This window comes from Streptomyces sp. NPDC002206, assembly GCF_053593595.1.
Genome location: NZ_JBSFCW010000027.1, coordinates 77,772 through 87,473, shown reverse-complemented (window position 1 = coordinate 87,473; position 9,702 = coordinate 77,772). Strand labels below are relative to the sequence as shown.

Genomic DNA, 9,702 nt, shown 5'->3' with positions numbered 1-9,702 from the left:
GCCCGACCTGAAGGCTCCCTTCCGCTTCGAGGTGACGGCGCCCGAGGGGTGGACGGTCTGGAGCAACGGGGCCGAGGACCCACCCACCTGTTGTCCGCCGGTCGCGTCGAAGCACCATGGTCAGATGAGTTCGGTGATTCCGGGCAACAGCAATACGTGGTCGGAGGTGCCGTGACGCCTGTAACCATGACCTCCAGCACGGCACCTCCGACCATCCGCAATTTCTCAGAACACATCAATGTGTGGAGCCCGGCATGCAGGGCTGGCGATGCTCCGAGAGCGCGTCAACAAATTTGTTGACGCCGATCCGACTCCACCATTTCGACTGTGTAGCGAGGCATCTCGATGAGAGAGCCGTTTTATGGGTGACAACATCCGGGGCTACCAGCCGCAGTGATCCCGTTGGCGTCGGGGCGGAACGCGATCGGGGCCGCGGTCAGAACCGGTCGCTGACCTTCTGCCATAAAAGGACGGCCGGCCGACGGTGCACCGGCACGTTCAAGTAGTAACCGACGACCTCGGCAATGGCGCGGTTGGTTACCTCCTCACCGAGGCCGTGCAGCACAGATCCCGCCGGTGCCTTCTACCGGAACGCCAGTACTGGGTATGGGTGCGCGACGCGCACCGTCCGGCATCGCCCTTGATCGACCGCACCTGGCCGACTCGTCAGCGGCCCCGGAGCGGTGCACTGTGGAAGACGTGGGCCTAAGGGAAGGCGTCGCGGGTCTGCGGGAGTCATGGCGGCCGGGCCATGCGCTCCTGGTGATTCCCGTCGCGCTCATCGTCGTGATCGCAACCGTGGACATCTTGCTGCCGGAAGACATCTATCTGGGACCGCTGCTGGTCATCGCGCCCGCGATCACTTCCTCATTCGAGGGCCCTGCACTGACCGGAGTGATCGGGCTCCTGGCCCTGGCGGCCCAGGCATACATCGCCCTGCACTCCGGCGTACTGACCTCCAGGAACGCATTGGTGCAGATCGCCGCCCTCGCGATCCTCTCCGTCCTTACCGTGTTCTTCTGTCTGATTCGCGAGCGGCACAGTCGACAGCTCGCCCGGGTGCGCTCGGTGGCCGAAACCACACAGAAGGTACTGCTGCGGCCACTCCCGGACCGGATCGGCCCACTGCGGATCGCCTCCCTGTACCTGGCCGCCGAGGACGAGGCCCAGATCGGGGGCGACCTGTACGCGGCCACCCGCATCGAAGGCGGAACCCGCATGATGATCGGTGACGTGAGAGGCAAGGGCCTGGCCGCCATCGAAGAAGCCGCCCTCCTGCTCGGCGCCTTCCGCGAGGCTGCCCACCAGCACACCGACCTGCCCGCACTGGCCGCAGCCCTCGATCAGAGCGTCACCCGCTACCACGCCGACTTCGAAGCGGAGGATGAGCATGACGCCGGGGAGCGCTTCGTCACAGCGCTCCTGCTGGAGATCCCCGAGGAGGGCTCCATCAGCCGAATGACCAGCTGCGGCCACCCTGCGCCCCTGCTGCTCAGCCCAGGACATGCGCAAGCCATCCCGAGTCGGCACCCAGCGCCCCCGCTGGGGATCGGCGACATGGGGCCGGCGGCATACACCGTCGACGTGTTCGCCTTCGAGGCGGGAGACACCCTCCTCCTTTTCACCGACGGCGTCATCGAAGCGCGCGACCGCGGCGGCGGCTTCTACCCGCTCGCGGAACGCGCCGCCCAGTGGACGGAGAGCCCCCCGGAGACACTCCTGCACCACCTGAGACGCGACCTCCTCGCCTACGTCGGCGGACGCCTGGGCGACGACGCCGCCATCATCGCAATCCACCGCAGCCCCGTCCCCCATCCGGAATACCGCCCTGCAGATCATCTACCCTGACGGCTTTCCGTCACGGCCCCGGAGGAACCAGAACCACGGGGTGACCGGGAGCCATACAACACGCGAGCGGTGATCAGAAGCCGACACGTTCGCTCGAAATCGCGGGCAGACCCGTTCTTGCGATGAATCCCCATCAGCCTGTGCTGGGGCTGCGCTGATGTTCCTGGGACCGGTCCGGGGCGATCATGTTCGGAGCCAGATGGCGAGGGCTGCGGCGGTTGCGGTGCCGAGGTGGACGTAGCGGTGCGCGATGGTGTTGCGCTGCTTGTACCACTCTTCGTCGAAGCCGGGTGGCCGTCGGCCGCGTGATCCTTTGCGCAAGCAGGCGGCCTGGTTGTCGGTCGTCTCCGGGAACCTGTGGCCGGACCCGGACTCCGTCCGGGACCGCCGTGCGCGGTGGCAAGGGGCCGTGTGCCACCGGACAGTGTCGGCCCCCGGTCGCGCCGACACCGCAGGAACGGCGCAGAGCCAGTCGCGGGGTACTCCCGCAGCGACGGCAGGGTTGAGAGTCAGAGGAGAGAAGATCAGTGGAAACCTACGCGGAGAGCCGCCACCGGAGCCTCACCGATCCAGAGGGCTTCTGGTTGCAGGCGGCAGAGTCGGTCGACTGGACGACGCCACCGTCGCGTGCACTCGACAGCAGTGATGCGCCGTTCTACCGCTGGTTCCCGGACGGGGAGTTGAACACCTGCGCCAACGCACTGGACCGGCATGTGGCGAACGGAGCCGGTGAGCGCAAGGCACTGATCTGGGACTCGGCGATGGTCCCCGGGAAGACATCGTTGACCTACCGCCAACTGCGCGACGAGGTGGCACGTCTCGCCGGTGCTCTGTCAGGACTGGGGGTCGGCAAGGGCGACCGGGTCGTCATCTACATGCCGATGATCCCCGAAGCCATGATGACGATGCTGGCCTGCGCCCGCATCGGAGCCGTGCACTCAGTGGTCTTCGGCGGGTTCGCGCCCAAGGAGCTCGCCACCCGGATCGAGGACGCCCGTCCCAAACTGGTCGTCGCTGCCTCCTGCGGACTGGAACCCAACCGCGTGGTGGCCTACCAGCCGATTCTGGACGAGGCACTCGCCCTCAGCGCACACCGACCCGACCACACACTGATGCTCCAGCGAGAGACGCTCAGGGCCGATCTCGGCCCCGGCTACCTGGACTGGGCGGATGTGGTGCCCTGCGCCCAGCCCGTGGCGCCGGTACCCATCGCTGCCACCGACCCGCTCTACATCCTCTACACCTCCGGCACGACCGGCCGCCCCAAGGGCGTGCTTCGCAGCGCGGGCGGGCACGCGGTCGCCTTGGCCTGGTCGATGGGTGCGATCTACGACATCCGCGCCGGCGACGTCTTCTGGACCGTCTCGGACGTCGGCTGGGTCGTCGGCCACAGCTACATCGTCTACGGCCCCCTGCTGGTCGGAGCCACGACCGTGATGTACGAGGGCAAGCCCGTCGGCACCCCTGACGCGGGCGCCTTCTGGCGGGTGGTGCAGGAGTACGGCGTGAAGGCGATCTTCACCGCGCCGACCGCGATCCGGGCAATCAAGAAGACCGATCCGGCCGCAGAGGAACTCGCCAAGTACGACACCTCCTCCCTGACCTCACTGTTCCTCGCCGGCGAACGTCTGGACCCGGAGACCTACCACTGGGCCTCCGAGGTCCTCGGTGTACCGGTCACCGACCACTGGTGGCAGACCGAGACCGGATGGGCGATCGCAGCCAACCCACGCGGCCTGGAGGCGATGCCCGTCAAGCCGGGCTCGGCCACCGTGCCCGTCCCCGGCTGGGACGTGCAGATCCTGGACGGCGACGGACGACCGCTGCCACCCGGCCAGGAGGGCGAGATCGCGATCCGGCTGCCGCTGCCCCCGGGGGCGCTGCAGACGCTGTGGGACGACGACGACCGGTTCGTGGAGTCCTACCTCAGCCGATTCCCCGGGTTCTATCACACCGGCGACTCCGGCTACTTCGACGACGACGGCTACCTCTTCGTCATGGGCCGTACCGACGACGTGATCAATGTCGCCGGACACCGTCTGTCGACCGGTGCCATCGAGGCCGCTCTGGCGACCCACCCCGCGGTCGCCGAATGCGCCGTGATCGGCATCCCCGACAGCCTCAAGGGAAACGTGCCCTACGGCCTCGTCGTCCTCAAGTCCGACGCCGAACCCGACCCTGACCGGCTGCGCGCCGAACTCGTGGCGGCTGTCCGGCGCGACGTCGGCCCTGTCGCAGCATTCCACGATGTCGCCGTCGTCCCGGCGCTGCCCAAGACTCGCTCGGGCAAGATCCTCCGCAAGACCATGCGCGGCATCGCCGAAGGCCGGGATGAGCCGGTCCCCGCAACCATCGAGGACATCTCCGTGCTCGACGCCCTGCGCTCCACCCTCCGCAACCGCCTCTGAACCCGGGGCGGCGGACCGGAGAAACCAGAAACCGAGGTTGGGGCCCTGCTGGGCTGTGCAACGGTCGGGCGGCCCGGCTTCGGGCCGGGCGTGCAGTCGACAGGGCCGGGCTCCGGCCGGTGTCCCGACCCCCGTGGGGAGGTGCGCGCCGAGGTTGCGCAGCTCCCCCAGCCCTGGCACCTCACGGAAACGGACGCCGGCAGGAGAGATGTCGGTAACGGCACTCTTCCGCCGACCCCGCATGTGCATGACACTGGCCCAGTTCGCGTCATCCACTGCACTGCGACAGGTCCGTGAAAGGACGAAGATGGCTCCTTCCCGCTTCTCTTCCCGCTTTCCGCGCTCGTTCGACCGCCGTACGGCGCTGCGCGGGACGTTGGCCGCCGGTATCGGTGCCGTACTCGGGCCTGTTCTGCTGTCGGGGGCCGCGCAGGCGTATTCCTGGTCGCGCACCCTGAACCAGGGGGCCACCGGCGCCGACGTGACCGAACTGCAGATCAGAGTCGCCGGGTGGGCCGCGGACAACGCCGGCCAGACCCGCGTGGCCATCGACGGAAACTTCGGCGCCGGCACCGCGGCGGCGGTCCGCCGGTTCCAGACGGCCTACGGACTCACCGCCGACGGCAGCGCCGGGCCCGCGACCCAGTCGCAGCTCAACGCCCTGGAGCAGTCGGACGGTTCGACCGTGCACTTCGACTTCAGCGAGTTCACCGACCGGATCAGCGGCACCTTCTCCGGCGGCAAGCTGAGCGCGACCGACGTCAAGGAGAACGTCCGCCGCACGATGTACAAGCTGGAGGCGCTGCGCAAGAAGCTCGGCAACGTCCCCATCACGGTCAATTCCGGTTTCCGCAGCATCGCACACAATGCCGACATCGGCGGCGCCAGCGACAGCATGCACCTGTACGGCACGGCGGCCGACCTTGCCGTCCCCGGAGTACCCAACAAGACCGTCTACCAGAAGGCGGAGACCTCCGGCTTCTCCGGCCTGGAGACCTACACCGCAGACCACCAGCACGTCGACAGCCGGGCAGACCTCGGCCGGGCCTGGTGGTGGGAGAACGGCACCGTCTAGTGACCCGAGTCATTGATGCGTCGTTTGATATGCATGGGGCGTCCGGGGCCGCGGTTGGCTGAGCTGGTGTTGTCCGAGCACGAGCGTCAGGTGATGGGTGGGTGGGTGCGGGCTCAATCCACGCCCCAGTTCCTGGCGTTGCGTGCGCGGATCGTGCTGGGCTGTGCCGAGGTGGAGCCGGACGGTTGCCGCGGTCGGGCAGTTCGGTGGCCCGGGAGTTCGGGGTCACCACCGAGCCGCGGGCCCGGTTCGTCACCCACCGGCTGGACGGGCTGGGTGATGCGCCCCGGCCGGGGCGGGCGCGGACCGTCACCGATGAACAGGTTGCCGAACTGGTGCGCCTGACGCTGGAGACGAGGCCGAAGAACGCCACGCACTGGTCCTCGCCGGCTACTGCTGACGCATCAACGGCTCAGGTCACTATGGCTGGCTCCACGACCGTCGACGCGATCGGGGGCGTTCGTGGCGCGGGTCAGATGGTGAGAGTGGGCCAGGGGACGTCGGTTTCGACGGCGGCGGTGTAGTCGACGCCGGGGACAGAGAAGCCGTAGAGGCTGCGGACTTCGTCGCTGAACCAGTCGAGGTCGGCGAGTTCGGTGATGGTGTCGCTGGTGGCGGTGCTCCAGCGTTCGGCGACGGCGTTCTGCACGGCGGGGTCGAGTTCCCAGGTGTCGAGGCGGACCCGGCCCTTGTCGTCGAGGTCGAGGGGACGGGCGCCGGTCAGCTGGTCCCACAGCTCCACCAGCTGACCGATCGGGGCCACCATGGCGTCGCCGAGGACGCCGCGCAGCAGCCCGACGTACAGGGCGATACCGGGGATGGCGGTGGAGGACTGGGTGACGGCAGCGGCGTTGACCGAGGTCACGGCCATGCCGCCCAAGGTCTTGCCCAGCCGCTCGTCCAACGTGCGTGCGGTGGCTTCCAGATGGGACTTTGCGGCGCCGATGGTTCCCTGCCGGTAGATCGCCGCGGTGAGCGGCGAGCCGATGTAGGACAGGGCTGCGGTGGCGAAGCCGTCGGCGAGCAGGGACCGGTCGGCCAGGAACGTGATCCACCGTTCCCAGTCGGTGCCGCCCATCACCGCCACGGTCTGCTCGATGTCGTCGCCCTCGGCCGGCGCGGTGGTGACCTCCTTCACCTCCGGGGCACCGTACTCGTCGAAGACGAGGGTCTTGGTGGTGTACGGCGAGCCGATCGGCTTGAGGACCGAGGCATACACGTTGCCGGTGCCCGGGTCGGTGCGGCGAGGCGCGGCCACCGAGTAGATCAGGAAGTCGAGTCGTCCCCCGAACCGCTCGGCGAGGAGGTCGGCAACCTGCTCCTTCACTGTGTCGCTGAACGCATCGCCATTGAGGAAGACCATGTCCCGCCCGTGCTGTTGGGCGAGGCGGGCGGTGGCGGCGGTGCGATACCAGCCGGCCGTGCCGGTGCGCCGAGCGGGCGCCTTCTCGAAGCACACGCCGATGCCACGGATACCGATACGGGCCAGGCCCGCGATCGTAGCGGCCAGGCCATACCCGGCGGACGAGCCGATGACCAGAGCCACCGGCCCTTCGTCCCCGACGGTGACCGGGTCGGGGACGGCCTGCCACATCTCGTCCACAAGCTGTCGGCAGCCGTCAGGATGGGAGTCGAGGAACAGGAAGCCCCGGCTCTTGGGCGCAATGACGCGTTCGCTCACGGTGTGGTGTCCCAGGTGTCGTCACGGACAAGGACGCGGCGGCCGCCTCGGCCACCCCGTCCTGCAATTCTGCGGCCGTGCGGATGAACACGGTGATCTTGACCGGCACAACGATGTCTAGCCGGGCTTGGATGGTTCCCACTAAGCCCGATTCCTGACGTTCTGCGCGTAACCGAAGTGGGCGGTTCGCAGATGCGACCCCGGCCGCGGCGCTGAGTGCGGCTGGGGGCAGCGCTCAGCGCTCCCGCTGCCGTTAGCGCTGCGATGTCCCGCGTCAGCCTGTCATGAAGGCCAGGGCTCCCTTGGCCGGAGGAGCGATCGGGGTCGCAGACGGGGGTGCGGTGACTTCCACTGGTTCCCCGAAGTCCGACAGTTGAAGGCTGACGTGGGCGAAATCGTCGTCCATCTTGAAGTCAAGGCGGACCAGAGCGAGTCGCCCCTGCTTCACGTAGGCGTCGACGGATACCGGCAGAACAGCGCCCTCGCTGTCCTGCCGGTATCCGTCGATCTCGCCACGGGTCTTCTCGGCTGTGCGCGAGGTCAGAGCGTGGTACTCGAGCGCGCCGCGGTAGCGGGTGGCGGCGCCGCCGAAGACGGGGTCCTTGCTGGATTTCGTGACCTTGGTGGTGGCTGCGATCTGGGCAAGCAGATGCTGGGGGTCGTTGAGCGGGGCGCGCAGGAGGTGGTGGGACTCGGCTTTCGAGCGGTCGGTCACGAGCCATTGGTCTTTGCGGGTGCTGAGGTAGGCCTTGTCGCCGACGAATATCTGGTCGAGTTGTTCGATGGGGCCTCCTGCATGGACGAGGAGTTTCCCCCGGCCATGGGCGAGGTCGAAGGGGCCGTCAATGACGAGGACCGTTCGCTTTCCGTCGTCCTGGAGGACCAACGATTCGCTGATCGTCACGCTTGTACTGCGGGCGGCCTCAACGACAGCGCGGAACTCCTTGGCAGCCGCAGAGTCGGCGGCGGGCTTCTCGAAGTCGACGCTTCGGCGCTGGCTGCCGCCGGAGTTCGACGAGCAGCTGGCCGCGGTGAGGGCGGCGGCGAGGGTGACGGCTACGGCAAGGGGGGTGGTGCGACGCATGGTTCCTCGGGCGGGGTCGGAGTTTGCGCCGGCGTGGGGGGCAGCAGTTCAAGTCTCGGCTGGCACGGCGAGGGTGAGCGTACACGCGCACCGCGCGGGCGTGGTGGGGTCTGGACGACGTCGCGTAGCGCCACGACCGCCGACGCGTGGGGACCGCCGCGCAGCCCCCGATACGCGCAGAACTTCTGGATACGCGCTTAGCTCTGGCGGGGCAGCTGGCGGCACACAAGTCCCATCCCGCGGTAGGACGAACCTGCCGACCGGCAGGAACGTCTCGATATACCTCTATTCGGCGTCGGCGAGTTGCGCACGCGTCACACCAACCCCTGGCCCTACGGATGGCACAAGATCGCCGACCAGATCCTCGAAAACCTCGCCAGCTACTATCGGCGCATCAACGACTCAGGTTCGAATACGCCTTGTCCGCCTCGGTGCGCTGGGGCGTGGGCGGCCACATCGTCATCTGTGCGCGGGCGACGACATGGTAGAGGACGGCTCGCCATCGCGTTTCGTACGGGCCCTACGCCGCTCGGTCAGCGACCGCTGCGGCGCAAGGTGTCCCACGCCGGTACCCTGCTGCGGGAGTTGCAGGTGCCAGGGGCGAGCGGACGCAGTTTCAGCCGGGGGAAACGTGGTGCCCATGCTTAGGGCGGTAGTCCCAGTCCTCGCCCTGGTGGCGGTGGCGGCGGGATGTTCCTCGTCCGAGGGCAAGGACGAGCAGCGGCTGACCGGGCTGCGGCAGAACTACTGCCTGCAGCTGGGGACGTGGCAGAAGGCGCGGAGCGCCGCGGGCACGGTCACGCCGGAGTCACCAGCGTACGAGGAGGCCGGGCTCGTCGCTCAGGACGCCTTCCTCGCGATGCGACCCCTCCGGGACGAGACCGTCAGCGGAGGCCGCACCTTGGGGGAGGAGACGGTGTTGGCGATGAACAACGGTGACGGCAACGCGGAGGCGCATGTCGTGCGGTACTGCGAAGATGTCGGCTTCGAGACGCTGACCCGCTAGGACCCGTCCGTCTCCCCCGGCAGTACTTTCCCAAGGGCACCGGCCTGCCCCGTTGGAACACCGAGGAACTCGAAGCCGTCGCCATGGCGTTCAACACCCTCCCCCGCAGGACACACGGCCGACGAACCCCCACAGAATTCCTCAACGATCAACTACCTGCGCCGCAAAGCGGTGGTGCAACGACCCGTCGAAGCCAGGCAGTACGTGTCGATCCGCTACAGCGAACGGCTGATGGACGTCGGCGCCGCCGCATCGGTGGGCTCCGCCGCGGACACGTACGACGATGCGATGACCGAGGGCCTCAGGGACACCTTCAAGGCCGAGCCGATCGAACATCAAGGTCCGTGGCGGGACGCTGACCAGGTCGAACGCGCCGTCATGCAATGGGTCGGCTGGTACACCACCGAGCGCCTGCACTGATCGGCCGCTACGAACTCGGCGCAGCTCAGCCACACCGGACGAGGCTTCTGTCAGCTGGAAGTAAACGAAACCACACGGGACGACCGCCACATATCCGCGACGCCTGCCACACGCTTCGCACGACTAAGCCGCCTGACGGCCCACATGTCGCATCGACTGCTGAGAAGCGGATCCGCTTCT

General features: G+C 68.0%; 9 protein-coding genes. 6 read left to right on the top strand and 3 right to left on the bottom strand.

Annotation, left to right across the window (positions count from 1 at the left end; translation table 11 throughout):
• Positions 1-699 precede the first annotated feature (699 nt).
• Positions 700-1,848 carry a PP2C family protein-serine/threonine phosphatase gene (locus tag ACWCP8_RS32225; protein ID WP_451119717.1) on the top strand — a complete coding sequence of 383 codons (1,149 nt, stop codon included), beginning with the start codon at positions 700-702 and terminating at the stop codon, positions 1,846-1,848.
• 183 nt (positions 1,849-2,031) lie between these two features.
• Here ACWCP8_RS32225 and ACWCP8_RS32220 read toward each other — a convergent pair whose 3' ends face one another.
• Positions 2,032-2,169 (bottom strand): hypothetical protein, encoded by a 138-nt coding sequence (locus tag ACWCP8_RS32220; protein WP_451119715.1) that lies wholly within the window; start codon positions 2,167-2,169, stop codon positions 2,032-2,034.
• Between the two features lie 206 nt (positions 2,170-2,375).
• On the opposite strand from ACWCP8_RS32220, the gene ACWCP8_RS32215 reads away from it, so the two are divergent.
• From ACWCP8_RS32215 to ACWCP8_RS32205, 3 genes are all read left to right on the top strand, one after another.
• Positions 2,376-4,256: a propionyl-CoA synthetase gene (locus ACWCP8_RS32215; RefSeq protein ID WP_451119713.1), complete on the top strand. Its 1,881-nt coding sequence runs from the start codon at positions 2,376-2,378 to the stop codon at positions 4,254-4,256.
• A gap of 307 nt (positions 4,257-4,563) precedes the next feature.
• Positions 4,564-5,331 (top strand): D-Ala-D-Ala carboxypeptidase family metallohydrolase, encoded by a 768-nt coding sequence (locus ACWCP8_RS32210; RefSeq protein WP_382845599.1) that lies wholly within the window; start codon positions 4,564-4,566, stop codon positions 5,329-5,331.
• A gap of 101 nt (positions 5,332-5,432) precedes the next feature.
• Positions 5,433-5,855, top strand: coding sequence for a helix-turn-helix domain-containing protein (locus ACWCP8_RS32205; RefSeq protein WP_451119711.1), 423 nt, complete (start codon positions 5,433-5,435; stop codon positions 5,853-5,855).
• On the opposite strand, the gene fabV is transcribed toward ACWCP8_RS32205, so the two are convergent.
• Positions 5,804-7,012: an enoyl-[acyl-carrier-protein] reductase FabV gene (gene fabV / locus ACWCP8_RS32200; protein WP_352272215.1), complete on the bottom strand. Its 1,209-nt coding sequence runs from the start codon at positions 7,010-7,012 to the stop codon at positions 5,804-5,806. The two genes, ACWCP8_RS32205 and fabV, sit on opposite strands and share 52 nt — an antisense overlap.
• A gap of 274 nt (positions 7,013-7,286) precedes the next feature.
• Positions 7,287-8,096 carry a hypothetical protein gene (locus tag ACWCP8_RS32195; protein WP_451119709.1) on the bottom strand — a complete coding sequence of 270 codons (810 nt, stop codon included), beginning with the start codon at positions 8,094-8,096 and terminating at the stop codon, positions 7,287-7,289.
• 640 nt (positions 8,097-8,736) lie between these two features.
• Between ACWCP8_RS32195 and ACWCP8_RS32190 the strand changes: the two genes are divergently transcribed.
• Positions 8,737-9,102: a hypothetical protein gene (locus ACWCP8_RS32190; RefSeq protein WP_352272211.1), complete on the top strand. Its 366-nt coding sequence runs from the start codon at positions 8,737-8,739 to the stop codon at positions 9,100-9,102.
• A gap of 171 nt (positions 9,103-9,273) precedes the next feature.
• Positions 9,274-9,522, top strand: a complete 249-nt coding sequence (locus ACWCP8_RS32185) for a hypothetical protein (RefSeq protein ID WP_451119707.1) — start codon at positions 9,274-9,276, stop codon at positions 9,520-9,522.
• Positions 9,523-9,702: the final 180 nt, after the last annotated feature.